This is a genomic window from Mumia sp. ZJ1417, assembly GCF_014127285.1.
Lineage (GTDB): Bacteria > Actinomycetota > Actinomycetes > Propionibacteriales > Nocardioidaceae > Mumia.
In genome coordinates this window covers 1,898,630-1,924,850 of the sequence record NZ_CP059901.1, presented here as the reverse complement: position 1 = coordinate 1,924,850, position 26,221 = coordinate 1,898,630, and the positions used below count along the sequence as shown (strand labels likewise).

The following is a 26,221-nucleotide window of genomic DNA, read 5'->3' as shown; positions in this document are numbered from 1 at the left end:
GCTCACTCCCCTGCCAGGGACTGGTCGCGCTTGTTCGCCAGCGTGCTCGACATGCCGAAGATCTCGATGAAGCCCTTCGCCATGCTCTGGTCGAACGTGTCGCCCTCGTCGTACGTCGCGAGGTTGAAGTCGTACAGGCTGGTCGCCGAGCGGCGGCCGGTGACCGTCGCCTTGCCGGAGTGCAGCGTCATCCGCACCTCGCCGGTGACGGACTCCTGCGACTTCGTGATGAACGCGTCGAGGGTCTGCTTCAGCGGCGAGAACCACAGGCCGTCGTACGCCAGCTCGCCCCAGCGCTGGTCGATCCCGCGCTTGAAGCGGGCCAGCTCGCGCTCGACGGTGACGTTCTCCAGCTCCATGTGGGCGGCGATGAGCGCCATCGCGCCCGGCGCCTCGTAGATCTCGCGGCTCTTGATCCCGACGAGACGGTCCTCGACCATGTCGATGCGGCCGACGCCCTGGGCGCCGGCGCGGGCATTGAGCTGCTGGATCGCCTGGAGCATCGTGACGGGCTTACCGTCGATCGCGACTGGGGCGCCCCCCTCGAAGGCGATGACGACCTCGTCGGCGTCACGCTGCTGCGCCGGGTCGGACGTGTAGGAGTAGAGGTCCTCGATCGGGCCGTTCCAGATGTCCTCGAGGAAGCCCGTCTCGACGGCGCGGCCCCAGACGTTCTGGTCGATCGAGTACGGCGACTTCTTGGTCACGTCGATCGGCAGGTCGTGCTCCTCGGCGTACGCGATCGCCTTCTCGCGCGTCCACGCGTAGTCACGGACCGGGGCGATGACCTTGAGCTCGGGGGCGAGCGCCTTCGCGCCGACCTCGAAGCGGACCTGGTCGTTGCCCTTGCCGGTGCAGCCGTGCGAGACGGTCGTCGCGCCGTGGTAGGTCGCGGCCTCGACGAGGTGCTTGACGATCAGCGGGCGCGACAGGGCGGACACCAGCGGGTAGCGGTCCTGGTACAGCGCGTTGGCCCGCACTGCCGGGAGGCAGTAGTCCTCGGCGAACTCGTCCTTGGCGTCGATGACGATCGACTCGACCGCACCGCACTCGAGTGCGCGCTTGCGGACGATGTCCATGTCTTCGCCGTCCTGGCCGACGTCGACGGCCACCGCGATGACCTCGGCACCGGTCTCCTGGCCGAGCCAGCCGATGGCCACCGAGGTGTCCAGGCCGCCTGAGTACGCGAGTACGACCCGTTCGGTCATGTGGTTTCTCCTAGTTCAAACGTGTCGGACATGACTACTTGTCCGAGAGAGCGTGGGTGGTGTCCGAGACCTTCGTGGTCTCGGCGGTGGCGAGAGCCCGGAACTCGTCCGCGACGCCGGGTCCGCCGGTGGGGTCCTTGCAGATGACGAGCACGGTGTCGTCCCCCGCGATCGTCCCGAGGAGGGCGCCCAGTGCCGCGTGGTCGATCGCCGAGGCGAAGAACTGTGCCGCACCGGGCGGTGTTCGGAGGACGACCAGGTTGGCCGACCCCTCTGCCGACACCAGCAGCTCGTTGCAGAGCCGGGCGAGCCGCGCCTGCGCCGAGACCGTCTCAACGGCCGGTCGCGGAGTACGGTCACCGCCCTCCGCAGGCACCGCGTAGACGAGTCCGCCCCCGGGATGGCGTACCCGTACGGCGTCGAGCTCGACCAGGTCGCGCGACAGCGTGGACGGCGTGACCTGCAGCCCGTCGGCGGCAAGGAGGTCGGCGAGGTCGGTCTGCGAACGGACGACGTGGGTGCCGAGCAGCTCGACGATACGCCGTTGCCTCGCCGCCTTCGTCCCCGGGATGGTGCTCACGACGACGCTCCGGCCGCGGCCTCGCGCAGCAGCCACACGAGCAGCGCCTTCTGGGCGTGCAGGCGGTTCTCGGCCTCGTCCCAGACCACGCTCTGCGGGCCGTCGATGACGTCGGCGGCGACCTCGAGACCGCGGTACGCCGGGAGGCAGTGCAGCACGATCGCGTGGTCGGCGGCCTGCGCGAGGAGCTCGGTCGAGATGCCGTACGCCCCGAAGGTCGCGATCCGCTCGGCCTTCTCGTCCTCCTGCCCCATCGAGACCCACGTGTCGGTCGCGAGCACGTCCGCGCCGGCGACCGCCTCCGCCGGGTCGGTGTGGACCGAGACGGAGCCGCCGGTCGTCTCGGCGATGCGCGCGGCGTCGGCGAGCACGTCGGCGCGGGGCGCGTACGAGGCGGGCGCTCCGATGCGGACGTGCATCCCGGCGACGGCACCCGCGAGCAGGTACGAGTGGGCCATGTTGTTGGCCCCGTCACCGAGGTAGGTCAGCGTGAGCCCGGCGAGCCGGCCCTTGTGCGCGCGGATCGTCTGCAGGTCCGCGAGCAGCTGGCACGGGTGGAAGTCGTCGCTCAGCGCGTTGACGACCGGGACGTGGCTGACCGCGGCCATCTCCTCCAGCCCGGACTGGGCGAAGGTGCGCCACACGATCGCCGACACCATGCGCTCCAGCACACCGGTCGTGTCGGCGACAGATTCACCGCGGCCCATCTGGCTGCTGCCGGCGTCGATCACCAGCGGGCTGCCGCCGAGCGCGGCGATGCCGACCGCGAACGACACGCGCGTCCGCGTCGACGCCTTGTCGAAGATCACCGCGACGGTCTGCGGGCCCTCGAGGGGACGCTCGGCGTACGGAGCAGCCTTGAGGACGTCGGCCAGGTCGAGGATCTCGGCCTGCTCGGCGGGCGAGAGGTCGTCGTCACGCAGGAAATGCCTCATGCCTCGATCTCCTGGTCCTCGTTCGCGTAGGTGTCCAGCACGGCGCGGATCACCGCGACGGCCTCGTCGGCCTGATCCTCGGTGAGGATCAGCGGCGGGACGAGCCGCAGCCGGTCGGGTGCGGCGGCGTTGATGACCACGCCCGCGTCGAGCACGGCCAGCTGCACCTGCGGCGCGACAGCATCGGTCAGGCCGATGCCGACGAGGAGGCCGGCCCCTGAGGTGTCAGAGACGAGCGGGTGGTCGGCCAGCCCGTCGCGCAAGCGCTGCCCCACGCGCGTCGCGTTGGCGAGCAGGCCGTCGGCCTCGAGGGTGTCGAGCACCGCCAGGGCCGCCGCCGCCGCGACGGGGTTGCCGCCGAAGGTCGTGCCGTGGTTGCCGGGCTGGAGCAGGTCGGCGGCCGCGCCGACGGCGAGGCAGGCACCGACAGGGATCCCGCCGCCGAGGCCCTTGGCCAGGGTGACGACGTCGGGGACGACGCCGGTCACGGTGTGCGCGAACCACTGGCCCGTACGGCCGATTCCGGTCTGCACCTCGTCGAGCCACAGCAGCGTGCCGTGCGCGGAGGTGATCTCGCGTGCCGCCTGGAGGTAGCCGGCGCCGGGTTCGACCGCGCCGGCCTCGCCTTGGATCGGCTCGAGGACGACGGCGGCCACGGTCTCGTCCACGGCGGCCCGCAGTGCGTCGACATCGCCGTACGGGACGAAGGTGACGTCGCCGGGCAGCGGCTCGAACGGAGTCCGGTAGGCCTCCTTGCTCGTGAGGGCGAGCGCACCCATCGTCCGGCCGTGGAAGCTCCCGGTCGCGGCGACCAGGCGGGTTCTGCCTGTCCGGCGCGTGAGCTTGAGCGCCGCCTCGTTGGCCTCGGTGCCGGAGTTGGTGAAGAAGACCTTGCCGTCGGTGCCGAGCAGAGCTAGCAGCCGCTCCGCGAGCGTGATCTGCGGCTCGGTCGCGAAGAAGTTGGAGACGTGCCCGAGGGTGCCGAGCTGCTCGCCCACGGCCTTGAGCACCGCGGGGTGCGCGTGGCCGAGGGCGTTCACCGCGATGCCGGCGAGCAGGTCGAGGTAGCGCGTGCCGTCGGCGTCCCACACGTACGCCCCCTCGCCGCGCACGAGGACACGCTGAGGCGTGCCGAAGGTGTTCATCAGGGAGCCGGCGTAGCGTGCCTGCCACTCCTGCTGCGCCGTCGCGGCACTCATGCGAGCCTCCTCAGGGCCGTCCGGATCAAGGTCTCGGCCTCGGGGAGCACCTGGGTCCCCACGCCCTCGTCGGTGAAGATCTCGAGCAGCACCGCGTGCGGCTCGCGTCCGTCCACGACGGTCGCCCGCGGCACCCCGCCCCGTACGGCCTTGAGGCACGCGCCCATCTTGGGCACCATGCCGGACGCGAGGCTCGGCATCAGCGCCTCGAGAGCGTCGACGCCGATCTCACCGATGACGTCGTCGCTCTCCGGCCAGTCGCGGTAGAGGCCCTCGACGTCGGTGAGGACCAGCAGCTTCTCGGCACCCAGCGCGATCGCCAGCGCGGCAGCGGCAGTGTCCGCGTTGACGTTGTGGACCTGACCGTCGGCGTCGGGCGCGACCGAGGAGACGACCGGCACACGACCGGCCTCGATGAGGTCGAGCACCGCCTCCGGCCGGACCTCGCTGACCTCGCCGACAAGCCCGAGGTCGACCTCCTCGCCGTCGACGACCGCGTGAGTCGGCACGGCGGTGAAGAGCCCGGCGTCCTCCCCCGACAGCCCGACCGCGACGGGGCCGTGGGCGTTGAGCAGGCCGACGAGCTCACGGCCGACCTGGCCGACGAGCACCATCCGAACGACGTCCATCGCCTCGGGCGTGGTCACCCGCAGGCCGCCGCGGAACTCCGAGGCGATGTCGAGCCGGTCGAGCATCGAGGAGATCTGCGGGCCGCCTCCGTGGACGACGACGGGACGGAACCCGGCGTACCGCAGGAACATGATGTCCTCCGCGAACGCCTTCTTGAGCTCGTCGTCGACCATGGCGTTGCCGCCGTACTTCACGACGATGACCTTGCCGTGGTACTTCATGAGCCACGGCAGCGCGTCGGCGAGGATCGCGGCCTTCTCGGTCTTGCGCTTCCAGTGCGCCGGGACCTCGTGCACGGCGTCGATCTCGGTGCCGGTCACGAGCTGTACGCCGAGTTCTCGTGGACGTACGCCTGCGTGAGGTCGTTGGTCCAGATGGTCGCGGACGCGTCGCCCGCCTTGAGGTCGATCGTGACCGTGACGGCGCGCGGCTCGAGATCGACGAGGTCGCGTGGCTCCCCCGGCCCGGACTGCTTGCAGACCCACACGCCGTTGATCGCGACGTCGAGGTCCGCGGGGTCGAAGGCGGCCCGCGTGGTGCCGACCGAGGCGAGGATCCGGCCCCAGTTGGGGTCGCGCCCGTAGATCGCGGTCTTGAACAGCGCGCTGCGCGACACCGCGCGTCCGACCTCGAGCGCCTCAGCCTCGGACGCGGCGCCGCGCACGTCGATCGCGATGTCGTGGTCGGCGCCCTCGGCGTCGGAGAGCAGCTGGAGCGCGAGGTCGCGGCAGAGGTCCTCGAGCTGCTTGGCGAACTCGGCCGTGTCGGGCTCCACGCCTGACGCGCCGCTGGCCATGAGGAGGACCGTGTCGTTTGTCGACTGGCAGCCGTCGGAGTCGAGCCGGTCGAAGCTGTACGTGGTGGCGTGGCGCAGGACGGTGTCGCACTGCTCCGGCGTCAGCACCGCGTCGGTCGTGAGCACCACGATCATCGTGGCCAAGGACGGCGCGAGCATCCCCGCGCCCTTGGCCATCGCGCCGATCGTGTAGCCCGCGCCCTCGAGGACCGCCTGCTTGGGCCTGCTGTCGGTGGTCATGATCGCGCGTGCCGCGTCCGGCCCCCCGTCGGCGTCGAGCCCGACCACTGCCGCGCGGACGCCGGCGAGGAGGCTCTCGCGGTCGTTGAGCAGGCCGATCAGACCGGTCGAGGCGACCTGGACCTCGATCGGCGCGACACCGAGAAGATCGGCGGCGAGCTCGGCGGTGTGGTGCGTGGTCGCGAAGCCTTCGGGGCCGGTGTAGCAGTTGGCGCCGCCGGAGTTGACGACGATCGCCCGGGCGGTGCCGGTCTTGATCGCCTGCTCGCTCCACAGCACCGGGTTGGCCTTGCAGCGGTTGGAGGTGAAGACGGCGGCTGCGCTGGACAGCGGGCCGTCGTTCAGGACGACGGCGACGTCCGGCTCGCCGCCGGACTTGAGTCCGGCCGGGACGCCGGCGGCCCTGAAGCCCTGGGGTGCGGTCACGCTCACGGGGCGACTCCGATCGTGCTCAGTCCGGTGGTCTCGGGGAGGCCGAGGGCGAGGTTCATCGACTGGACGGCGCCGCCCGCCGTGCCCTTGGCCAGGTTGTCCATCGCGCCGATCGCGACCAGCCGCCCGGCCCGCTCGTCGACGGTCACCTGGAGGTGGACCATCGTGGCGCCGAGCACGGCCTGGGTCTGCGGCCACTGCCCTTCGGGCAGGACCCGGACGAACGGCTCGTCCGCGTAGGCCTTCTCGTACGAGGCCCGCACGTCGGCGACGCTCACGCCGTCGACGACCGGCGCCGACACGACGGCGAGGATGCCGCGTGCCATCGGCGCGAGCACGGGGGTGAAGGACACCCGCGGCTCGGTGGCACCGCAGGCGCGAAGGTTCTGCTCGATCTCCGGCGTGTGGCGGTGCACGCCACCCACGCCGTACGCGCTGGCCTGGCCCATCACCTCGGAGGCAAGGAAGGCCGGCTTGAGGCTCTTGCCGGCGCCCGAGGTGCCGGTCGGCGCGACGACGTTGACGTCGGGCCCCACGAGACCGTCGAGGACCGCAGGCATGATCGTGAGGGTCGAGACCGTCGGGAAGCAGCCCGGCACGGCGATCCGCGCGGCACCAGCGAGACGCTCGCGCTGGCCGGGGAGCTCGGGAAGCCCGTACGGCCAGGTGCCAGCGTGCTCACCACCGTAGAACGCCGTCCAGTCGTCGCTGCTCTGGAGGCGGAAGTCCGCGCCGCAGTCGATGACGAGCACATCCGGACCGAGGGCGGCGGCGACCGCGGCCGACGCGCCGTGCGGGAGCGCCAGGAAGACCACGTCGTGGCCCGCGAGGTGGTCGGCATCGGTCGGGTCGAGGACGCGCTCGGCGAGCGGCGTCAGGTGCGGGTGGTGCTCCCCCAGGGTGCTCCCCGCGCTCGACGCGGCGGTGAGCGCCCCGAGACGGACGTCCGGGTGCGGCAGCAGCGTCCGCAGGAGCTCCCCGCCGACGTAGCCGCTCGCGCCCGCGATGGCGACCGAGATCGAAGTCATATGCACATTCTTGCAGAGCCCTGCAAGAATGTGCAATCGGGTATCCGGACCCGGTGTGAGATGACCGGCATTCCGGGCTCGTGGGACCCCGCCGTGCCCCGGCGGTGCCTGGGCGTCCACCGCGTACGCGTGGGTGGACGCCCAGGCACCGACTCAGGGACGGGCGTGGGGTGACAGCCTCAGGTGCGCTGGAGGGCGCCGGTCAGCTCGGCGGCACGCGCGACGGCAGCGTCGCGGACCTCGGCCGTCTCGGCCTCGGTCAGGGTGCGGTCGGGCGCGCGCATCCGCAGCGCGAAGGCCAGCGACTTGTGCCCCGCGGGCACCTGCTCGCCTGTGTAGACGTCGAACAGCCGTACGGACTCGATCACGTCGCCACCGCCCTCGAGGAGCGCCGCAGCGACGTCCGCGCTGGCGACGGACGACTCGACGACGAGCGCCACGTCCTCCTTGGCGACCGGATAGGTCGAGAACGACGGTCGGGGACCGAGCACGGGCGCCGCGGCGATCACCGCGTCGAGGTCGATCTCGGCGGCGACCGTACGGGCGGGGACGCCGTACGACCGACACACGCGCGGGTGAAGCTCACCTGCGTAGCCGACGACCTCGCCACCGAGGGAGAGCACCGCCGTACGGCCGGGGTGCCACGGCGCTGGGATCTCGCCGGCCGCCACGTGGACCGGCACGTGCACGGCCTCACCCACCCGGCGGACCGCCTCGATCGCGTCGCCCCACTGGACACGACGACCGTCACCCCACCAGCCGGCACGCTCGCGGCGCCCGGTGGCCACGAGCACGAGGTGCTGCGGCTGCTCGGGAAGAGCGGCGTCGAACGCCTCGTACTCCTCGTCGCTCGGCGCGCGATCGACCCCGTAGACCGGCGCCTCGGGCGCCTCGGGCTTCGGGAGGAACACGCGGCCGGACTCGAAGATCGCCACGTCGTCGTGTCCACGCCCGACGTTGAGGGCGAGCGCCTTCATGGCGCCGGTCATGAGCGTGGTCGTCAGGCCCGGCTCCTCCGCCGACAGCGGATTCTCGAGGAGCACCTGATCGCGGCGTGCGTCGTCCAGCGGGAGGCCGAGCTTGTCGAAGTCGGCCGGCCCTGCGAACGGGAACGTCTTGACCTCGACGTAGCCGGCACCGGCCATCACCTGACCGACGCGGCGGCGCAACCGCTGCTCTGGCGTCAGGCCACGCCCCGCGGGAGCGTGCGGCAGGAGCGACGGCACCTTGTCGTAGCCGACGTAGCGCAGCACCTCCTCGACCATGTCGTACGGATCGGTGAGGTCGGGGCGCCAGGTCGGCGGGACGACCGTCAGCGTGCCGCCGTCGTGCTCGACCACGCAGCCGTTGGCCGTCAGCGCCGCCACCGCCGTCTCGGGCGCGATGTCGACACCGGAGATGCGCGCCGGCAGGTCGTCGGCGAGCGACACCTGAGGCTGCGCGGGCGGGCGGCCGACGACCGTGGCGCCGGGCTCGATGACGCCTCCGCCGAGGGTGACCAGGAGGTCGGCGACGCGCTGCGCCGCGTACGGCGGGAGCGCCGTGTCGACGCCGCGCTCGAACCGGCGTGACGCCTCGCTCGAGAGCTTCTGCAGGCGTGCCGTCCGGGCGATCGTCGGCGCGTCGAAGTGCGCGGCCTCGATGACGATGTCGGTCGTCGTCGGGCTCAGCTCGGTCGTCTGGCCGCCCATCACCCCGGCGAGGCCGATCGGCCCCGACTCGTCGGTGATGAGAAGGTCCTCGGGCGTCACGTCGCGGACGACGTCGTCGAGAGTCGTGACCTTCTCCCCTGGACGTCCGCGCCGCACCGTGATCGGTCCGCGCAGCGCGTTGCGGTCGTAGCCGTGGATCGGCTGCCCGAGCTCGAGCATCACGTAGTTGGTGACGTCGACGGCCAGCGAGATCGGGCGCATGCCCATCAGCTCGAGGCGGCGCGCCATCCAGCGCGGCGTCGGCGCCGACGGGTCGAACCCGGTGACCGTGCGGGTCACGAAGACGGGGCATGCGAGCGCGTCCTCGACCACGACGGGGTAGTCGTCGGAGCCGTCGGAGGTCAGCGCGACGTCGGCCGGGTCGAAGTAGGGCACGCCGTAGCCGATCGCGGCGTCACGTGCGACGCCGCGCATCGACAACGCGTATGCACGGTCAGGGTTGACCTCGAGGTCGAGCACGTCGTCGCGCAGGCCCAGCAGCGCGATCGCGTCGTCGCCGACCTCGGCGGAGTTGGCCGGCAGGACGATGATGCCATCGGGATCGCCTGTCGTGCCCAGCTCGGCGCCGGAGCAGATCATCCCGTCGGAGACGTGCCCGTACGTCTTGCGCGAGCTGATCGGGAACGGTCCGGGCAGGACGGCACCGGGCAGCGCGACCACGACGAGGTCGCCGGGTCCGAAGTTGTGCGCGCCGCACACGATGCCGCGCGGCTCATCGCCGTCGGCGTTGTGCTCAGTGCCGACGTCGACCGCGCACCAGTTGATGGTCTTGCCGTTCTTCTGCGGCTCGGGCTCGGCCGACAGCACACGACCGACGACGATCGGTCCGGACAGCTCGGCACCGACGGAGTCGATCTCCTCGAGCTTGAGGTCGAGCATGGTCAGACGGTCCGCAAGCTCGGCCGTCGTGAGGTCGGCGGGCAGGTCGACGTAGTCGCGCAGCCACGACACGGGGACGCGCATCAGATCTCCACTCCGAACGGCTCGGTGAACCGGATGTCACCGTCGAACAGGTCACGCAAGTCGGCGATGTCGTACCTGCCCGTAATCGTGCGGTCCAGGCCGATGCCGAAGGCGAAGCCCGAGTAGCGCTCGGGGTCGACGCCGTTGGCGATCAGGACACGCGGGTTGACGACACCGCAGCCCCCCCACTCGACCCAGCCCTCGCCACGGCACGTGCGGCAGTCGGCGACCTCGGCCGGATCGTTGTGGCAGACGTAGCAGAGCAGGTCCATCTCGGCGCTCGGCTCGGTGAACGGGAAGTACGACGGGCGGAACCGCGTCGTCATGCCCTCGCCGTAGATCGCCTGCGCGAAATGGTCGAGGGTGCCCTTGAGATGAGCCATCGAGAGACCCTCGTCGATCGCGAGCCCCTCGACCTGGTGGAAGACCGGTGAGTGCGTGGCGTCGAGCTCGTCGGTCCGGAAGACACGCCCGGGCGCGATGATGTAGATCGGCGGCTTGCGGGTGAGCATCGTGCGTGCCTGCACCGGCGACGTGTGCGTGCGAAGCACCATCGCGGCCTTCTCGGGAGCGACCCAGAAGGTGTCCTGCATCGTGCGTGCCGGGTGGTCCGGGCCCAGGTTGAGCGCGTCGAAGTTGAGCCACTCGGCCTCGGCTTCGGGACCTTCGGCGACCTCCCAGCCCATCGCGACGAAGATGTCGGCGACCTTTTCCTGGACCGTCGTGAGCGGGTGACGCGCCCCGACCGGCTCGCGATCGGTCGGCAACGTCACGTCGACACGCTCGTCGGCGAGCATCCGCGCCTCAGCCTCGACCTCGAGCACCGCCGTACGGTCGGCGATCGCGGCGGAGACGGCCTTGCGGGCCTGTCCGACGCGCATCCCGGCATCCTTGCGGGCCTGCGGCGGGAGCGCTCCGATCTCGCGGTTGGCCAGAGCGAGCGGGGAGCGGTCACCGGTGTGCTCGATCCTCACCTGCTTGAGCGCGTCGAGGGAGTCGGCAGCGGCGATCGCGGCCAGGGCGGCGTCGCGCATCGCCTCGACCTCGTCGGCGTGCAGCGGCGAGACCTCGACCGGGTCGTAGTCGCTGTTGGGTCCGGACATGGTCACCTTTCTTCGGGCGCGCGGCGGCTGCAGCCGAGCACTGATCCAGTCTAGGGAGGTTGTCGAACGGGTTAGGGCTGCGGTACGTCGCGGAGCACCTCGGGCACGTTCTCCGGGAACCACACACCGACGCAGGCGCCACCGCGGTCGCCGTCGCACACCTCGATCTCGCCACCGTGCGCGTCGACGACCCCCTTGACGACGTACAGGCCGAGCCCGGTCCCGCCACGGTCGCCCGAGCGCCAGAACCTCGTGAAGACCCGCGTGCGGATCTCCTCTGGGATCCCCGGGCCGAAGTCGAACACCTCGAGGGCCACACCGTCGGGGAACCGTGTCGGGCGGCGCACGACGACGTCACGCACCCCCATCCCGTGCCGCTGGGCGTTCTCGACGAGGTTGGTGACGACCTGGGCGAAACGGTCCGCATCCACCCAGACCCGCGGCAGGCCCTCCTCGGCGGTGACGTCGAGCTTGAGCCCGGTGCCGGCGGCGACGTTGTTGAGCACGCGGCGGGTGGCCTCGGCGAGGTCGAGCGGCTCGGGACGCAGGGTGAGCCGGCCGGAGTCGATGCGCGCGGCGTCGAGCAGGTCGGTGATGAGGCGCGAGAGCCGGTCGGCATCGGAGTCGACCGTCTCGAGCATGAGCTGGCGCTGCTCGTCGGAGAAGCGGTCCCAGTTGTTGAGCAGGGTCGCGGTGAACCCCTTGACACCCGTGAGCGGTGAGCGCAGCTCGTGCGCGACGGTCGCCACGAGGTCGGAGCGGGCACGGTCACGGTGAGCGCGCGCCTTGGCGGTGCGCAGCGACACCACGAGCTTCTTGACCGGCTGGCGGGGCGCCTCCCGCACGAGGCTCGCCGTGACGAGCAGCTCGACGCCGTCCGAGGTGTGCCAGCTGCCCTCCGACAGCCGGGTCCGGGTCGAGAGCCCGTCGTACGGGCGAAGGCACGTGAACCACGAGTTGCCGGCGAGGTCGTCGAGCGGCAGCGCTGCCTCGATGTGGAGGCCGATGAGCTCGTCGGGTCGCCGGCGCAGAATCCGTGACGCCGCACGGTTGACCCGGGTGACGAGGCCGTCGGCATCGGCGATGACGATCCCGTCGGGGAGGAGGTCCACGTCGATCACGGCGCGCTCCTCAGGCTCGTCTGTCATGGGCGACGCGGGCGGAGGCGTACAGGCAGACGGCCGCGGCGGTGGCAAGGTTGAGGCTCTCGGCACGCCCGTAGATCGGGACGGCGACGACCGTGTCGGCGAGGGCTCGGGTCGCGGCAGCCAGTCCCCAGGCCTCGTTGCCGAAGAGCCAGGCGGTCGGGCCGTCGAGGAGCCCCGTGCGTTCGGCCTCCGGCAGGTCAACGTCGGCGTCACCGTCGGCGGCCAGGACGCGCAGTCCGGCGCGCTGGAGTGCGGCGACGGCTCCGGCCGTGTCGCGCTCGACGACCACGTCGAGATGGAAGAGGCTGCCCACGCTGGCGCGGACAGCCTTGGGGTTGTACGGGTCGACGGAGTCGCCGAGGAGCACCACGGCGTCCGCGCCCGCGGCGTCCGCGCAGCGGATCACCGTGCCGGCGTTGCCCGGGTCGCGCACGTCGGCGCAGACGGCGACGAGCCGTGGCTCGCGCGCGAGCGCCGCGTCGAGCGCGACGTCGAGGTAGCCGCACACGGCGACGACGCCCTGCGGGGAGACGGTCTCGCTGATCGCGTCGACGACCTCGTCGTCGACGACGTGCCAGCGCGCTCCGCCGGCCTCGACCAGGTCGGGGTAGCGCGCCGTCACGGCCGCCGTGGCGTACACGTCGTGGACCAGGCCAGGACGCTCACCGCCGGCGGCGAGCGCCTCGCGGACCGCCTGCGGACCCTCCGCAAGGAAGGCCCGCTCTTTCTCCCGGAAACGCCGCGTGGCGAGCCTCCGGGCAGCCTTCACCCGCCCGGTACGGGGGGTGAGGACGTGCTCGGGACTCGCCACGTGTGCGGAGCTCAGTCGGGCAGGCGGCCGATCAGGCCGCGGCGTCCGACGCCTTCGGCTTGTTGACGTCGGCCGGAAGGCTCGCCTTCGCGGACTCGACCAGCGCCGCGAACGCGTTCGGGTCGGAGATGGCGAGGTCAGCAAGGATCTTGCGGTCGACCTCGACACCGGCCAGACGCAGGCCCTGGATGAAGCGGTTGTACGTCAGGTCGTGCTGACGCACCGCCGCGTTGATGCGGGTGATCCAGAGACGACGGAAGTCGCCCTTCTTGGCCCGGCGGTCACGGTAGCTGTAGACCAGCGAGTGAGTGACCTGCTCCTTGGCCTTGCGGTAGAGACGCGAGCGCTGTCCGCGGTAGCCGGATGCGCGCTCCAGCGTCTCGCGACGCTTCTTCGCTGCGTTGACGGAACGCTTGACGCGTGCCATGGGTTACTCCTCGTTCGGTGTGTCTCGGGTGCGGCGTACGGCGTGGAGGTGACGGCTCAGAGGCCGAGCATCCTCTTCACGCGGGGAACGTCAGCCTTGGCGATCGGCTGGTCGCCGCTCTCGAGGCGCGTGCGCGCGGTGTTCTGCTTCTGCATCATGTGCGTACGGCGACGGCCGTGCTTGTGCACGAGCTTGCCGGTGCCGGTCACCTTGACGCGCTTCTTCATGCCCGAGTTGCGCTTCATCTTCGGCATCTCATGCCTCCATGTCAGGGTCGATGTTCTCCGAGCGCTTGCGCGGCTTCTTGGCCGCGACCTGCTCGACTGAGTCGCGCTGAGCCTTTTCGTAGGCGGCGTCGGCGGCGTGCTCAGCTGCCCGCTCAGCAGCCTTCGCCTCCTTGGCTTCCTTGGCCTCCACGCGCGCTTCGGACTTCTTCTTGTGCGGGGCCACGACCATCGTCATGTTGCGGCCGTCCTGGCGTGGCGACGCCTCGATGAAGCCGAGCTCCTCGATGTCTGCCGCGAGACGCTGGAGGAGCCTGAAGCCGAGCTCGGGGCGGCTCTGCTCACGACCACGGAACATGATCGTGATCTTGACCTTGTCGCCCTGCCGGAGGAACCGCTCGACGTGACCCTTCTTGGTGTCGTAGTCGTGCTGGTCGATCTTCGGACGCAGCTTCATCTCTTTGATGATCGTGTTCGTCTGGTTGCGCCGAGACTCACGGGCCTTCTGGGCAGCCTCGTACTTGAACTTGCCGTAGTCCATGAGTCGGCAGACCGGCGGACGGGCTGTCGGGGCAACCTCGACGAGGTCGAGGTCGGACTCCTGAGCCAGCCGCAGCGCATCCTCGAGTCGGACGATGCCGACCTGCTCGCCGTTAGGACCGACGAGACGGACCTCGTTGGCGCGGATGCGGTCGTTGACGCGAAGCTCTGTGGTGATGGGTCCTCCTGGGTTCGTACCGGATGGTCGTCGTGCGACGACCACCTACGAACAAAAAATGGCCTTCGCTTCGAAGCGAAGGCCACCAGGATCCGTGCCTTGCGACACGCCCGCCGCGTGACGACCCCGGAGGGTGCCTCACGGCCAGGGACCCGACGATCACAAGATCGCCCAGGTGGGAGTGGACTCCACTTCGAGGGTCAACCGTAGCAGACGTCCGTACGGGACCGAAATCGCCCAGCAACGTCCTTGATCCCGCCCGGTAACCCGCGCCCGCGACGCTGGTCCATGCTCCACCGCGTCCGCACCACGATCAAGGACAGGCCCGGCGTTCTCGCGAGCCTCGCTCGCTCGTGTGGTGAGGGCGGGATCAACATCCTGAGCCTTCACGTCTTCCCCTCGCACGACGGGGTGACCGACGAGGAGACGCCCGGTACGCAGGAGCTCGGGGTGATCGTCGAGGACGCGTGGCAGCGACGCGGTGTCGGCACCGCGCTCGTACGCCGTGGGGCGCGTCGGGCCCGCGAGTGCGGAGCCGACGAGGTCGTCCTCGTCACGCAGCCGGGCAACGACGCGATCCTCCGTACGATCGGGAGCGCCGGGTTCCTCGCCCGGATCACCCGTGCCGACGCCACGGTCCGGATCACGGTCGACGTCACGCTTTGTTAGGCTGCCCGGCGTCCCGACCCCGACCGGGACCCAACCGAGGAGCAGCCTTGAGCATCTCCGTACGAGCGGCGGTGGGGTGCTGCGCGGCACTCACGCTCCTGACCGCCTGCGGCAGCGATCCGATCGACACCGATGAGGTCGAGCAACAGATCAAGGCCGGTTACGAGCGCCAGATTGCGGGCGCGACCGTCGACTCCGTGACCTGCCCGAAGAACCTCAAGCGTGAGCCCGGTGTCACCGCGACGTGCCGTCTCACCTTGTCCACCGGCGTCTCAGGGAAGGTCGACATCGCTGTCCGCGAGGACAAGAAGATCGAGTGGAAGGTCGCGCGGGCTCTGCGCAAGCCCGCAGACGACTGAGCGCCGCCACCCGGCGCCGGCCGTACGGGCACCTAGGCCGCGGTCGTCCAGGCCCAGCTGCCGCCGACAGCGACGAGCTCGTCGCCGGCCGCGAGGTGACGGAGGTCGTCAGTCTCGACCACTACGCGTACGGGTCCTGCGAGGTCGAGCAGCAGCGCCGTCGCCCCGTCACCCAGGGCGGCGCTCGCTGCCTCGCGCGCCCACACCGGGACGGGGCGCGCGTCGGGTCGCCAGCACTGGAGGGTCTCGAGCGCGCTGAACGCCAGCAGCGCCTGCCGGCCGTCGGCGCCGGTCATCATCACCGTCGCCATGTCGGCCTCCTTGTCGGAGCCGACGGCGCTCTCACCGCGTACGGCCACGACGGGGACGAGCACACGGGCGCTGCCCAGCGCCACCAGGACGGGGGCAAGCGCGTGGTCGCCGTCGTACGCCGTCAGCGCGTGTGCGAGCGCGGGGTAGACCGCGCCGTCGTCACCGGGGAAGGCGGGTTCTGCCAGGGATGCCACGGCTCCACGCTAACCGGTGGTCGTGGTGCCCTTCGCCGGAGGTCCGGAGGTGCGGTGATGGGGCAGACTGGAGGCATGAGCACCGACACGATCGCCTGGCTCCCCTGGGCCGCCCTCCTGTCCGCCGGTGCCGGCTTCTTCGCCTGGCGGGCGTGGAGAGCAGGTGACCGGGCGGCGGCCGTACGCCGGGCCGGTTGGGCGCTGGTCCCGTGGGCGCTGTGGCTCGTCGGTGCGCTGCGGCTCGTCGTCAGGATCGGCTCGGCCGTCGCGGACTGGGCTGCCGGGTTCGTCTTCCGCCCGAGCGTGTGGCTCGGCATCGGCATCGCGGTCGTCGCGGTCCTCCTCATCGCGATCGGCTCGCGCATGCGCGACAAGGCGCCCGGCGCCGGCTCCGGCAGGCTCGGTGCGCGCTCCGGCCCCGCCCATGTCGAGCAGGGGCCGTCGCGCAAGGCCGCCGCCAAGGGCCGCCCCGCGAAGGCCGGCAAGGACGACGACCTCGCCGAGATCGAGGACATCCTGCGCCGTCACGGCATCGAGTAGGCGCTCAGCTCTCGCCGTCGGCCCGGACGATGCGCTCGCGGAGGTACCAGACGGCATCGCGTGCCTTCGGACCGTCCGACGACGGGATCCCGAGCATCATGATGCGGCGGTCGTCACGGGTGGCGACTGACGGCCAGGGCGCACCCTGCGCGTACGCGATGTCGAGCACGTCCGTCCATGCGAGGTGGTGCGTCCGGTAGCCGTTGCGCACGTGCAGGCCGTCGTCGTCGGCGATCACCCGGCTGCGCCCGATGCCCCACAGCACGGCATCCGCGAACAGCAGGAAGAGCACGAGCGTGCCCGTCTGCAGACCGGTGAACCCTGCCCGGACCTCGGCCGGGAGCGTCAGCGCGACGGCGAAGAAGAGCACCCACAGGCACACGCCTGCGACGATCCCGACGATCCGCGGGCCGACGGGCTTGAACACCCGCCGCCCGTCGACCGGAGCGCCGTCCTTCGCGCTCACAGCCGGCACGCCAGGATGTCGGTGACGAGGGTGCCGCGCGCTCCGAGGGCCCACAGCTCGTCCATGACCTTCTGGGCGGCGTCGCGCGGCACCATCGACCGGACCGCGACCCACCCCTCGCGATGAAGGGGCGAGACCGTCGGCGACTCGATGCCGGGTGTCAGCGCGACGGCCGCCTCGACCTGCTCGACGCGGATGTCGTAGTCCATCATCACGTAGCTGCGCGCCACGAGGACGCCACGAAGACGACGCTCGAAGACGTCGAGCCCGGGCGACGCGGGCCGGTCCTCGGGCCGGATGACCACCGCTTCCGAGGCGAGGATCGGGCCTCCGACGATCTCAAGGCCGGCCTGCCGCAGGGTGGACCCGGTCTCGACGACGTCGGCGATCACGTCGGCGACGCCGAGGCGTACGGATGACTCGACGGCACCGTCGAGACGGACGACCTTGGCGTCGATGCCACGCTCGGCCAGCCAGGCCCGGACGACTCCCGGGTAGGAGGTGGCGACCGTACGGCCGGCGATCGCCTCGACGTCGGGCAGCGAACCGACCGGAGCGGCGAAGTGGAAGCTCGAGGCGCCGAACCCCAGCGAGACCATCTCCTCGGCGGCGGCGCCGGAGTCGAGCAGGAGGTCACGGCCGGTGATCCCGACGTCGAGGGTGCCCTCCCCCACATAGATCGCGATGTCGCGCGGGCGGAGGTAGAAGAACTCGACGTCGTTGTCGGCGTCGACGGTGACGAGGTCGCGGGTGCTGCGGCGCTGGCGGTATCCCGCCTCGGCGAGCATCTGCGCAGCGGACTCCGCGAGCGAGCCCTTGTTGGGTACGGCGACTTTCAGCATGACGGTCTTCCCGGTCGGTTCTGGTGCCCACCGAGCGGGGTGGCCCGGCGGTCGGCTGGAGGCGGAGGCACGGGCAGGCAGGACGGAGGCGTTTGCCTGACCGTCACAGATGCGCGTACACGTCGTCCAGCGTCAGTCCCTTGGCCAGCATCATCACCTGGACGTGGTAGAGCAGCTGGCTGAGCTCCTCGGCCGCGCGCTCGCGCGACTCGTGCTCCGCCGCCATCCAGGACTCCGCGGCCTCCTCGACCAGCTTCTTGCCGATCGCGTGCACGCCGCCGTCGAGCTCGGCGACCGTGCGCGAGCCCTCGGGGCGGTCGGCCGCCTTGCTGCTGAGCTCGGCGAAGAGCGTGTCGAAGGTCTTCATCGCGCCCTAGCGTACCGAGGCCAGCACGCGCGCCGTCGCGACGGCTGCCTGTGCGGCCTCCCGGCCCTTGTCCTCGCGGCTGTCGGCCAGCCCGGCACGGTCCAGCGCCTGCGCCTCGTCGTCGCACGTCAGGAGCCCGAACCCGACCGGGACACCCGTGTCGAGCGCGACCTTCGCGAGCCCGTCGGTCGCCGCCTGGCAGACGTACTCGAAGTGAGGCGTGCCACCGCGGATGACGACCCCGAGGGCGATCACAGCGTCGTAGCCGGCGCGCGCGTACGCCGCGACGACCGGCGCGAGCTCGAACGCGCCCGGTACGCGGACCAGCGTCGGTTCCGGCGTGCCCATCTCGGCCAGCGCCTTCGTGGCGCCGGCGACGAGGCCGTCCATCACGACCGTGTGCCACGACGACGCGACGATCGCGACCCTCAGGCCGCTCCCGTCGGTGCTCGCCAGGTCGGGGGATCCTGCTCCGCTCATCGTGCTGCCTTCCTCATCGGGCCGTCTCCTCGTCCATGTCGACCACCGTGTTCTCGATCGCGACCAGGTCGGGCAGGTGGTGCCCCATCCGCTCGGCCTTGGTCTGCAGGTAGCGCAGGTTGTCCTCGGTCGGCGTGATGGAGAGCGGGACACGCTCGGACACCGCGATGCCGTACTGCGCCATCGCGGCGACCTTGTCAGGGTTGTTGGTCAGCATCCGGACCGACGTGACCCCGAGGTCACGCAGGATCTGGGCGCCGTCGGCGTAGTGGCGAGCGTCGACCGGCAGGCCGAGCGCCAGGTTGGCGTCGACCGTGTCCTGCCCGGCGTCCTGCAGCCCGTACGCGGCAAGCTTGGCGAGGAGCCCGATCCCCCGCCCCTCGTGGCCGCGCAGATAGACGATGACACCGGACCCGTGCTCGGTCACGGCCGCCATCGACGCCTGGAGCTGCGGGCCGCAGTCGCAGCGCTGCGAGCCGAGGACGTCGCCGGTGAGGCATTCGGAGTGCACGCGGACGAGGACGTCGGAGCCGTCACCGAGGTCTCCGAGCACGAGCGCGACCTGCTCGTTGTCGTCGACGACGTTGCGGTAGCCGTACGCGGTGAACGTGCCGAACTCCGTCGGCAGCCGCGTCTCGACCGCACGCTCCATCTGCGTCTCGTGGCGGCGGCGGTAGGTGATGAGGTCCTCGATCGAGATCATCGCGAGACCGTGCTCGTCGGCGAACTCACGCAGGCGCGGCGCCCGCATCAGGCTGCCGTCGTCGTTGATCAGCTCACCGATCACTCCCGCCGGGGTCAGGCCCGCCAGGCGTGTCAGGTCGACCGCGGCCTCGGTGTGGCCGGGCCGGGCCAGCACGCCGCCGGGCTTCGCGCGCAGCGGCAGGATGTGGCCGGGCTGGATGAGCTCGAACGGCTCGGTCGCCGAGTCTGCCAGGACCCGTACGGTCTTGGCGCGGTCGGCGGCGGAGATGCCCGTCGTCACGCCGTCACGGGCGTCGACGGAGATCGTGTACGCCGTCTTGAGCCGGTCTCGGTTGTGCGGCGTCATGAGCGCGATGCCGAGCCGGTCGAGGATCTCCCCCGTCACCGGCGCACACACGTACCCGCTGGAGTAGCGGACCATGAGCCCCATCAGGGCCGGCGTCGCCTTGCTCGCGGCGAAGATCAGGTCGCCCTCGTTCTCACGGCCGGGGTCGTCGACCACGACCACCGCCTTGCCCGCGCGGATGTCGTCGATCGCACGCTCCACCGGATCGAGCCGGACCGCGTCCAGCTCCTCGTACGCCTCTGTCGTCGCGTTCATGCGCCCACCGCCTTGCTCGTCGGTTGATCCACCTGCGGAGCCTCGTCGCGCGCGGCACGCAGCCACACCACCAGGCCCCAGACGACGAAGCCCGCGTAGACCGCGTACAGCACCGCCGACGGGTAGTACTCGAAGTACAGGAGCTCGGGGATGCCGACGAGGTCGACGGCGATCCACACGAGCCAGAAGTCGACCCACCCGCGCGCCATCGCGAAGGTCGCGAGGATGGAGCCGACGAAGATCCAGGCATCTGCCAGGTAGTACCAGCGGGGGGCCGGCCAGCCCGCGCCGACCTGGGTGAACAGCCACGTGCAGAAGACGATCGCGATCGCGGCCGCGCTCAGCAGCACGAGGCGCTCGCGCCCGGTCGCCCATCGCGGGACGATCGCCGGGGCGCCCTCGCCCGTACGGGTCTGGCGCCAGCGGTACCAGCCGTACACGGCGACCGCCACGAAGAAGACCTGCCGCGCCGCCTGCCCGAACAGCGGGGCGCCGTGCCCGCCGAGCGCGGTGCCGAGGAAGACGGTGAAGAGCAGGACGTTGCCGACGATCCCGACCGGCCATGCCCACACGCGGCGCCGCATCCCGCCGACGGCCGAGGCGAGCCCGAAGAGGTTGCCGATGATCTCGCGCCACGCGATCGGGTGGCCGCCGATCGTGAGGTGCGCGTCGTACAGCGTGGTGAGGAGACTCATCGCGCCTCGCCTGGTCCGTCGCTCGCGAGCATCTTCTCGACGTACTTCGCGAGCACGTCGACCTCGAGGTTGACCGGGTCGCCGGGCTGCTTGGTGCCGAGCGTCGTCGCTGCGAGGGTGGTCGGGATCAGCGACACGGTGAACGCATCGTCGCCGACGTCGACGACCGTCAGTGACGTGCCGTCGACGGTGATCGAGCCCTTGGGGACGAGGTAGCGGCCGAGCATGGCCGGGAAGCCGATCTCCACGACCTCCCAGTGCTCGCTCGGCGTCCGCGACCGGATGGTGCCGGTGGCGTCGACGTGCCCCTGGACGATGTGGCCGCCGAAGCGCCCGGTCGCCGGCATCGCCCGCTCGAGGTTGACCGGGTCGCCGACGCGGAGGGTGCCGAGCGAGGTCTTGTCGAGCGACTCGCGCATCACGTCGACGGTGAAGGCGTCCCCGTCGCTCTCGGTGACGGTGAGGCAGCAGCCGTTGACGGCGATCGAGTCGCCGTGCGCGGCATCGGAGACCACCAACGGGCCTCGTACGGTCAGCCTGATCGCGTCGGCCTGCTCCTCGATGGCGGCGATCTCGCCGAGCTCCTCGACGATTCCGGTGAACATCAGGCGCCTTCCTTTCGTACGAGGGCGGTCATCCGCAGGTCGGGTCCGAGCTGCGTGACGTCGGTGAGGTCGAGACGGACGGTGTCGGCGATCGTCTCGATGCCGGAGCCGTTCAGTGCGGGAGTGCCGGCGCCGAGCAGGGCCGGCGCCACGTAGGCGACGACCTCGTCGATCCGGTCGGCGCCCAGGAACGCGCCCGCCAGCCGCGGGCCGCCCTCGAGCCACACGTGACGGATCTCGCGCGCGGCCAGGGTGGCGAGCGCCGCGTCGACGTCGCGCGTGGCCAGGTGCAGGAACGGCGCCTCGGCATCACGGACGCGCGCGTCCTCGGGCACCTCCCGCTCCCCCATCGCGACACGCGTCAGCTGGCGCTCGTACGGCAGCGGGGCGTCCTCGTCGTCGCGCAGCGTCAGCCGCGGATCGTCAGCGGTCACGGTGCCGGTGCCGACGAGGATCGCGTCGCACCTCGCCCGCAGGCGCTGGACGTCGAGGCGGGCGTCGGGGCCGGTGATCCACTGGCTGGTGCCGTCGGCGGCGGCGCTGCGCCCGTCGAGCGTGGCCGCCAGCTTCCAGGTGACGTACGGGCGTCCCGTCCGTACGGCATGGGTCCACGCGACGTTGAGCGCCTCGGCCTCAGTGGCGAGGAGCCCGGACTCGACCTCGATGCCGGCGGAGCGCAGACGGTCGGCGCCTCCGGCCGCGGCGGGGTTGGGATCGTCCTGCGCATAGACGACACGGGCGACGCCGGCGAGGATCAGCGCCTCCGAGCACGGCCCCGTACGGCCGGTGTGGTGGCACGGCTCCAGGGTGACGACGGCGGTCGCGCCACGTGCGGCGTCGCCCGCACGGCTCAGTGCGTCGACCTCCGCGTGCGGCGTGCCGGCGCCACGGTGGGCGCCGACCGCAAGGACGGAGCCGTCCGGCGCGAGGAGGACGCAGCCGACGCGCGGGTTCGGAAGGGCGTTCTCGGTCGCCTCGCGGGCAGCATCGAGCGCCCGGCGCATCGCCGCCTGCTCGTGGTGATCGGCCACCGTTCCGCCCTCTCGTCGTGATGACGTGGGCTCCGGGGCAACGAGAAGGACACCTCGTCCCGTCCGGACCCGTGAAGGCCCGACGACACGAGGGTTTGCGCGATCCTCCCATCCGGACTTTCACCGTCGGTCCCGGAGTTCCACCAGGTCAACCAGTCACCCGAAGGCTTCTGGGTCGCGGACTGTCACCGCCGGCTCGGAATTGCACCGACCCCGGAGCACGCAATGCTCTCCGTCCCAGTGTACGAGAGGGGCACCGGAGCCCGCATCACCCTGACGAACGGTGAGACGTACGCCACTCTCCTGGCTCAGGCGTGGCGGTGGGTCGCGCTCGCGGCCTGCTCGCGGAGCTGGTCCACCATTGCTGCGGGGTCGTCGGCGCCGAAGACCGCAGATCCGGCCACGAAGGTGTCCGCACCGGCCTCGGCGCAGCGCTCGATCGTGGCGGCCGAGACGCCTCCGTCGACCTGCAGCCAGATGTCGCCGCCGTGCTTGTCGAGCATCGCGCGGGTCCGCCGGATCTTGGGAAGCATGATGTCGAGGAACGACTGGCCACCGAACCCCGGCTCCACCGTCATCAGCAGCACCATGTCGAGCTCAGGGAGGAGGTCCTCGTACGGCTCGATCGGCGTCGCCGGCTTGAGCGCCATCGACGCGCGGGCGCCGAGCGTCCGCAGCTCGCGGGCGAGTCGAACGGGAGCACCTGCGGCCTCGATGTGGAACGTCACGCTGCGCGCGCCGGCCTCGGCGTACGACGGGGCCCACCGGTCCGGGTCCTCGATCATCAGGTGCGCGTCGATGGGGGTGTCGGTGACCTTGCCGATCGCCTCGAGCACGGGCAGCCCGAGCGTGAGGTTGGGGACGAAGTGGTTGTCCATCACGTCGACGTGCAGCCAGTCGGCGTTGTCGATGCGCTTCACTGCACGCTCGAGGTTGGCGAAGTCCGCGGACAGGATGCTCGGGGAGATGCGCAGGCCCATGCCGCCCAGGCTAACCGCCGCCGTCCTAGGGTGGACGCGTGAGTCCCCGAGGCGTCGCCGTCGTGACCGGGGCCTCCCGCGGCCTCGGCGCCGCCATCGCCCTGCGGCTCGCGGCCGACGGATGGGCTGTGGCAGTCAACTACCGCCAGGGTCGAGACGCCGCCGAGGCGGTCGTCGCGGACATTCGCGCATCCAGCGGCACTGCCGAGGCGTTCGCCGCCGACGTCGTCGACGAGGACGGGGTTGCCGACCTGTTCCGCAGCGTCGAGGACGCGCTCGGTCCGGTGACCGCCGTCGTCGCGAACGCGACCGGCCCGCAGCCCTCGGCCGGTGTCGGGGAGCTCACCTGGAGAGGGCACCTCGACCAGCTCGAGTTCTTCGTCAAGAGCCCCACGCTGCTCGTCCAGGCAGCCCTCCCGAGCATGCGCGCCGCGGGTGGCGGGCGGGTCGTCCTGATCGGGTCCGACATGACCGCGCGGGCGCTGCCCCGGGCGTCGGCGTACGTCGCGGCGAAGTATGCCCAGGTCGGACTCACAAAGGTGTGGGCGAAGGAGCTCGGGCCCGACGGCGTCACCGTCAACCTCGTCCAGCCGGGCTGGATCCCGGTCGAGCGCCATGCCGGCCTCGACACGGCGGACTACGCCGCCGAGGTCCCGCTCAGGCGGATGGGAACGCCGCAGGACGTCGCCGGCATGGTGGCCTACCTGTGCTCCGACGCCGGCGCCTTCGTCACCGGGCAGCAGATCACCGTCAATGGCGGCCACGTGATCTGAGTCGGTGCCGCGGCGTCCACCGCACGCCCTGAGGTGGACGCCAGGTCACCGACGCAAGGCAGGTCACTCGCGGGCGTCAGGCGGTGCGGCGCAGGGCTGCGACGAACATCGCGTCAGTCCCGTGCAGGTGCGGCCAGAGCTGCACGTACGGGGTGGAGCGGTCGAGGTACGGCACCTCCGGAAGCACGGAGGTCACGTCGACCAGCTCGACGTCGTCGCGCGCCCCGAGCACCGCCTCGACCACGCCACGCGTCTCGGCGAGGTGCGGCGAGCACGTCGCGTACGTGACCACGCCGCCCACACGGACCAGATCCAGCGCATGCGCCAGCAGGTCCCGTTGGAGCGGCACGAGACCCACGAGGTCCGAGGGCTGGCGCCGCCACCGCGCCTCGGGGCGGCGACGCAGCGCGCCGAGCCCCGTGCACGGCGCGTCCACGACGACCCGGTCGTACGGCGCGTCCGCTTCCAGCGTCCGCCCGTCGTGGACGACGACCTCGGTGTTGTCGAGCAGCCGCACGGCCGAGCGGACGAGCTCGGCGCGGTGCGGGGTGACCTCGTTGGCGACCAGCTCCGCACCACGGGCGGCGCCCAGCGCACCAAGCAACGCCGCCTTGCCGCCAGGCCCCGCGCACAGGTCGAGCCATCGCGCGTCCGGCCCGGCGACCGGCACCGCAGCGGCAGCGATCGCGACCAGCTGCGACCCCTCGTCCTGCACGCCGATCCGTCCCTCACGGACACCTTCGATCGCACCGGGGTCACCGCCCTCGAGGCGGAACGCGTACGGCGACCACTCCCCCGGCGATCCCGACAGGCCTGCGAGGTCGTCGGCGTCGGCTAGTCCCGGCCGGGCGACCAGCGTGACCTGCGGTGCCGCGTTGTCGGCCTCCAGGAGTGCGGCCAGCTCGCCCTCGGCTGCCGGTGCGCCGAGCGCGTCGCGCAACGCCTCCACGATCCACCGCGGATGCGCGTGGACGACGGCGAGATGCCCGACGGGGTCGTCCTCGTACGACGGCGCCACCCGCTCGAGCCAGGTCGGGAGGTCGGAGGCCGCGACCTTGCGGAGCACCGCGTTGACGAACGACGCCGGACGGTGCCCGATCACGGCACGCGTCAGGTCGACGCTGGTCGAGACCGCCGCGTGACTCGGCACCCGCATCGCGAGGATCTGGTGCGTGCCGAGGCGGAGGACATCGCGTACGGGCGCGTCGATGCCCTTCGGTGCGAGAGTGTCGAGCACCGCGTCGTACGTGCGCGACCGGCGGATCGTCCCGTGGGTGAGCTCGGTGGTGAAGGCGGCGTCGCGGCCGGCGATGCCGTTCTCCCGCAGCAGCGCGGGAAGGAGCAGGTTGACGTAGGCATCCTGCTCCTCGACCGCGCGCATCACCTCCCACGCGACCTTGCGGGTGGGGTCGACGCGCTGCCGCAGCTGCGGGCGGTCCGGGCGCGAGCGGCGGTCAGCCAAGACGCACACCCGCCTCCGGGCGGACGCCACGCGCCCAAGCGGCCGCGTCCATTGCCTTCTTGCCGTGCGGCTGGACGTCGCCGAGGATCACGTCCGACGTCCCCGTCCCGACACGCACCTCAGACTTGGTCACCGCGAGCTCACCGGGCGCCAGCGTCGAAGGGCCCTCGGCGACCGAGAGCGGGCCGACCTTCAGGCGCTCGCCCTCGTACGTCGTCCAGGCGCCAGGGGCAGGGGTGCACCCGCGGATACGGCGGTCGACGCCGAACGCGGGCACGGTCCAGTCGATCCGCGCGTCGTCGGTGGTGAGCTTCGGCGCGTACGAGAGGCCCTCCTCCGGCTGCGGGCGAGCCTCGATGTCGCCGAGCGCCAGGTGGTCGACGACGTCGGTGAGGAGGCCCGCTCCAAGGTCGGCGAGCCGGGTCAGCAGCGTGCCTGCGGTGTCCTCGGGTCGGATGCGCTCGGTGAACAGCCCGTACACGGGCCCGGCATCGAGCTCGGGCACCAACGAGAACACCGACGCGCCCGTGACCTCGTCGCCGGCGATCAACGCGTGCTGCACGGGAGCAGCGCCGCGCCACGCCGGCAGCACGGAGAAGTGCAGGTTGATCCACCCGAGCCGTGGGATGGCCAGCACGTCGGCGGGGACCAACCCCCCGTACGCGACGACCGGGGCACAGTCAGGGGCGATCTCACGCAGGCGCGCGACGAAGTCGGGGTCGCTCGGCTTCGGCGGTCGCAGCACCTCGATGCCGAGGTCGAGCGCGCGTTCGGCGACCGGTGACGGACGCAGGGTCCGTCCCCGGCCGGCACGGGCGTCGGGGCGCGTCACGACGGCCACGACCTCGTGGTCACTGGCGACGAGCGCGTCGAGGGAGGGCAGGGCGACCTCGGGGGTGCCGGCGAACACGAGTCTCACGCACCCAGCCTAGGGGGCACGGTCACGCGGAATCGGGTCGCTCACCCCTGCCCGCAGATGGTGGGGT

General features: G+C 71.5%; 30 protein-coding genes and 1 riboswitch. Of the genes, 4 read left to right on the top strand and 26 right to left on the bottom strand.

The window, feature by feature from the left end:
• Positions 1-2: 2 nt before the first annotated feature.
• The 14 genes from H4N58_RS09305 to infC all read right to left on the bottom strand — a co-directional run bounded on the left by H4N58_RS09305 (position 3) and on the right by infC (position 14,199).
• A complete protein-coding gene (locus H4N58_RS09305; RefSeq protein ID WP_167009139.1) occupies positions 3-1,208 on the bottom strand; it encodes an argininosuccinate synthase in 1,206 nt (401 codons plus the stop codon).
• 34 nt (positions 1,209-1,242) lie between these two features.
• Positions 1,243-1,779, bottom strand: coding sequence for an arginine repressor (locus H4N58_RS09300; protein ID WP_304608949.1), 537 nt, complete (start codon positions 1,777-1,779; stop codon positions 1,243-1,245).
• A gap of 5 nt (positions 1,780-1,784) precedes the next feature.
• On the bottom strand, positions 1,785-2,723 hold the full coding sequence (gene argF / locus H4N58_RS09295) for an ornithine carbamoyltransferase (protein ID WP_167009133.1): 939 nt from the start codon (positions 2,721-2,723) through the stop codon (positions 1,785-1,787).
• Positions 2,720-3,922, bottom strand: a complete 1,203-nt coding sequence (locus H4N58_RS09290) for an acetylornithine transaminase (protein WP_167251773.1) — start codon at positions 3,920-3,922, stop codon at positions 2,720-2,722. The genes argF and H4N58_RS09290 overlap by 4 nt, the downstream gene beginning before the upstream one ends.
• Positions 3,919-4,773, bottom strand: a complete 855-nt coding sequence (gene argB, locus H4N58_RS09285) for an acetylglutamate kinase (RefSeq protein ID WP_167252060.1) — start codon at positions 4,771-4,773, stop codon at positions 3,919-3,921. The genes H4N58_RS09290 and argB overlap by 4 nt, the downstream gene beginning before the upstream one ends.
• A 95-nt stretch (positions 4,774-4,868) precedes the next feature.
• Positions 4,869-6,020, bottom strand: a complete 1,152-nt coding sequence (argJ, locus tag H4N58_RS09280; RefSeq protein ID WP_167251774.1) for a bifunctional glutamate N-acetyltransferase/amino-acid acetyltransferase ArgJ — start codon at positions 6,018-6,020, stop codon at positions 4,869-4,871.
• Complete coding sequence (gene argC / locus H4N58_RS09275; protein ID WP_167251775.1) at positions 6,017-7,048, bottom strand: N-acetyl-gamma-glutamyl-phosphate reductase; 1,032 nt, start codon at positions 7,046-7,048, stop codon at positions 6,017-6,019. The genes argJ and argC overlap by 4 nt, the downstream gene beginning before the upstream one ends.
• Positions 7,049-7,227: 179 nt before the next feature.
• Positions 7,228-9,723 (bottom strand): phenylalanine--tRNA ligase subunit beta, encoded by a 2,496-nt coding sequence (gene pheT / locus H4N58_RS09270; RefSeq protein WP_167251776.1) that lies wholly within the window; start codon positions 9,721-9,723, stop codon positions 7,228-7,230.
• Positions 9,723-10,826, bottom strand: coding sequence for a phenylalanine--tRNA ligase subunit alpha (gene pheS, locus H4N58_RS09265; protein WP_167009118.1), 1,104 nt, complete (start codon positions 10,824-10,826; stop codon positions 9,723-9,725). The genes pheT and pheS overlap by 1 nt, the downstream gene beginning before the upstream one ends.
• A gap of 71 nt (positions 10,827-10,897) precedes the next feature.
• Positions 10,898-11,947, bottom strand: a complete 1,050-nt coding sequence (locus H4N58_RS09260; protein WP_243845162.1) for an ATP-binding protein — start codon at positions 11,945-11,947, stop codon at positions 10,898-10,900.
• 10 nt (positions 11,948-11,957) lie between these two features.
• A complete protein-coding gene (locus H4N58_RS09255; protein WP_167009113.1) occupies positions 11,958-12,785 on the bottom strand; it encodes an RNA methyltransferase in 828 nt (275 codons plus the stop codon).
• 31 nt (positions 12,786-12,816) lie between these two features.
• Positions 12,817-13,212, bottom strand: a complete 396-nt coding sequence (gene rplT / locus H4N58_RS09250) for a 50S ribosomal protein L20 (RefSeq protein ID WP_167009110.1) — start codon at positions 13,210-13,212, stop codon at positions 12,817-12,819.
• A 56-nt stretch (positions 13,213-13,268) separates the two neighbouring features.
• On the bottom strand, positions 13,269-13,466 hold the full coding sequence (locus H4N58_RS09245; RefSeq protein ID WP_167009107.1) for a 50S ribosomal protein L35: 198 nt from the start codon (positions 13,464-13,466) through the stop codon (positions 13,269-13,271).
• 1 nt (position 13,467) lies between these two features.
• A complete protein-coding gene (infC, locus tag H4N58_RS09240; RefSeq protein WP_167009103.1) occupies positions 13,468-14,199 on the bottom strand; it encodes a translation initiation factor IF-3 in 732 nt (243 codons plus the stop codon).
• A gap of 243 nt (positions 14,200-14,442) precedes the next feature.
• On the opposite strand from infC, the gene H4N58_RS09235 reads away from it, so the two are divergent.
• Both H4N58_RS09235 and H4N58_RS09230 read left to right on the top strand, forming a co-directional pair.
• Positions 14,443-14,823 carry a GNAT family N-acetyltransferase gene (locus tag H4N58_RS09235; RefSeq protein ID WP_167009100.1) on the top strand — a complete coding sequence of 127 codons (381 nt, stop codon included), beginning with the start codon at positions 14,443-14,445 and terminating at the stop codon, positions 14,821-14,823.
• A 47-nt stretch (positions 14,824-14,870) separates the two neighbouring features.
• Positions 14,871-15,182: a DUF4333 domain-containing protein gene (locus H4N58_RS09230; RefSeq protein ID WP_167009097.1), complete on the top strand. Its 312-nt coding sequence runs from the start codon at positions 14,871-14,873 to the stop codon at positions 15,180-15,182.
• Between the two features lie 32 nt (positions 15,183-15,214).
• On the opposite strand, the gene H4N58_RS09225 is transcribed toward H4N58_RS09230, so the two are convergent.
• Positions 15,215-15,688: an SseB family protein gene (locus H4N58_RS09225; protein WP_167251778.1), complete on the bottom strand. Its 474-nt coding sequence runs from the start codon at positions 15,686-15,688 to the stop codon at positions 15,215-15,217.
• 75 nt (positions 15,689-15,763) lie between these two features.
• Here H4N58_RS09225 and H4N58_RS09220 point away from each other — a divergent pair, with 75 nt between their 5' ends.
• Positions 15,764-16,228, top strand: a complete 465-nt coding sequence (locus H4N58_RS09220) for a hypothetical protein (protein ID WP_167251779.1) — start codon at positions 15,764-15,766, stop codon at positions 16,226-16,228.
• Between the two features lie 4 nt (positions 16,229-16,232).
• Here the strand turns inward: H4N58_RS09220 and H4N58_RS09215 are convergent, their stop codons facing one another.
• From H4N58_RS09215 to rpe, 9 genes are all read right to left on the bottom strand, one after another.
• Positions 16,233-16,694: a PH domain-containing protein gene (locus H4N58_RS09215; protein WP_167251780.1), complete on the bottom strand. Its 462-nt coding sequence runs from the start codon at positions 16,692-16,694 to the stop codon at positions 16,233-16,235.
• Complete coding sequence (hisG, locus tag H4N58_RS09210) at positions 16,691-17,536, bottom strand: ATP phosphoribosyltransferase (RefSeq protein ID WP_167009085.1); 846 nt, start codon at positions 17,534-17,536, stop codon at positions 16,691-16,693. The genes H4N58_RS09215 and hisG overlap by 4 nt, the downstream gene beginning before the upstream one ends.
• Positions 17,537-17,639: 103 nt before the next feature.
• Positions 17,640-17,903 carry a phosphoribosyl-ATP diphosphatase gene (locus H4N58_RS09205; RefSeq protein ID WP_167009082.1) on the bottom strand — a complete coding sequence of 88 codons (264 nt, stop codon included), beginning with the start codon at positions 17,901-17,903 and terminating at the stop codon, positions 17,640-17,642.
• Positions 17,904-17,909: 6 nt separating this feature from the next.
• On the bottom strand, positions 17,910-18,383 hold the full coding sequence (gene ribH, locus H4N58_RS09200) for a 6,7-dimethyl-8-ribityllumazine synthase (RefSeq protein ID WP_167251781.1): 474 nt from the start codon (positions 18,381-18,383) through the stop codon (positions 17,910-17,912).
• Between the two features lie 13 nt (positions 18,384-18,396).
• Entirely contained in the window at positions 18,397-19,689 is a 1,293-nt protein-coding gene (locus tag H4N58_RS09195; protein ID WP_167009066.1) for a bifunctional 3,4-dihydroxy-2-butanone-4-phosphate synthase/GTP cyclohydrolase II, read from the bottom strand.
• Positions 19,686-20,384 carry a nicotinamide riboside transporter PnuC gene (pnuC, locus tag H4N58_RS09190; protein ID WP_167009062.1) on the bottom strand — a complete coding sequence of 233 codons (699 nt, stop codon included), beginning with the start codon at positions 20,382-20,384 and terminating at the stop codon, positions 19,686-19,688. The genes H4N58_RS09195 and pnuC overlap by 4 nt, the downstream gene beginning before the upstream one ends.
• On the bottom strand, positions 20,381-20,989 hold the full coding sequence (locus tag H4N58_RS09185; RefSeq protein WP_167009059.1) for a riboflavin synthase: 609 nt from the start codon (positions 20,987-20,989) through the stop codon (positions 20,381-20,383). The genes pnuC and H4N58_RS09185 overlap by 4 nt, the downstream gene beginning before the upstream one ends.
• Positions 20,989-21,993, bottom strand: a complete 1,005-nt coding sequence (ribD, locus tag H4N58_RS09180) for a bifunctional diaminohydroxyphosphoribosylaminopyrimidine deaminase/5-amino-6-(5-phosphoribosylamino)uracil reductase RibD (protein WP_167009389.1) — start codon at positions 21,991-21,993, stop codon at positions 20,989-20,991. The genes H4N58_RS09185 and ribD overlap by 1 nt, the downstream gene beginning before the upstream one ends.
• A gap of 122 nt (positions 21,994-22,115) precedes the next feature.
• Positions 22,116-22,246: riboswitch (FMN riboswitch) on the bottom strand.
• A gap of 82 nt (positions 22,247-22,328) precedes the next feature.
• Complete coding sequence (gene rpe / locus H4N58_RS09175; protein ID WP_167251782.1) at positions 22,329-23,000, bottom strand: ribulose-phosphate 3-epimerase; 672 nt, start codon at positions 22,998-23,000, stop codon at positions 22,329-22,331.
• A 38-nt stretch (positions 23,001-23,038) separates the two neighbouring features.
• Here rpe and H4N58_RS09170 point away from each other — a divergent pair, with 38 nt between their 5' ends.
• Entirely contained in the window at positions 23,039-23,773 is a 735-nt protein-coding gene (locus H4N58_RS09170; RefSeq protein ID WP_167009053.1) for an SDR family NAD(P)-dependent oxidoreductase, read from the top strand.
• A gap of 76 nt (positions 23,774-23,849) precedes the next feature.
• On the opposite strand, the gene H4N58_RS09165 is transcribed toward H4N58_RS09170, so the two are convergent.
• Entirely contained in the window at positions 23,850-25,244 is a 1,395-nt protein-coding gene (locus H4N58_RS09165; protein ID WP_370465462.1) for an RsmB/NOP family class I SAM-dependent RNA methyltransferase, read from the bottom strand.
• Positions 25,228-26,154 (bottom strand): methionyl-tRNA formyltransferase, encoded by a 927-nt coding sequence (gene fmt, locus H4N58_RS09160; protein WP_167009049.1) that lies wholly within the window; start codon positions 26,152-26,154, stop codon positions 25,228-25,230. Before fmt ends, H4N58_RS09165 begins: the two co-directional genes overlap by 17 nt.
• Between the last annotated feature and the right edge of the window lie 67 nt (positions 26,155-26,221).